At 64.9% G+C, this 271-nt stretch carries 1 protein-coding gene; it reads left to right on the top strand.

Annotated elements, in window-relative coordinates:
• Nucleotides 1-181, top strand: a 181-nt coding sequence (locus tag PZC42_RS21365; RefSeq protein ID WP_277214157.1) for an ABC transporter substrate-binding protein, incomplete at its 5' end; no start/stop codon positions are given.
• Nucleotides 182-271 lie beyond the last annotated feature (90 nt).

Genomic DNA, 271 nt, shown 5'->3' on the forward strand with positions numbered 1-271 from the left:
GGTCTGGACCTGCAAACTGCGCGCGGGCGTGAAGTTCCACGACGGATCCAGCTTCGACGCCAACGACGTGGTTGCGTCCTGGGCCGCCGGAATCGACGCGTCCGACGCCAACCACAAGGGAAACACCGGGGCCTTCGGGTACTACAGCTACCTCTGGGACGGCCTCATGAACGCCAAGTAGGCGGAATCCAGAGACTCGTGAGTTCGGCGGGCGTGCGGTGCGGAAGCGCCGCGCGTCCCGCCCTTTTACGGTTCGGTGTTCGGGTAGATC

The organism is Isoptericola croceus, assembly GCF_029382255.1.
In the GTDB taxonomy this organism is placed as follows: Bacteria; Actinomycetota; Actinomycetes; order Actinomycetales; family Cellulomonadaceae; genus Isoptericola; species Isoptericola croceus.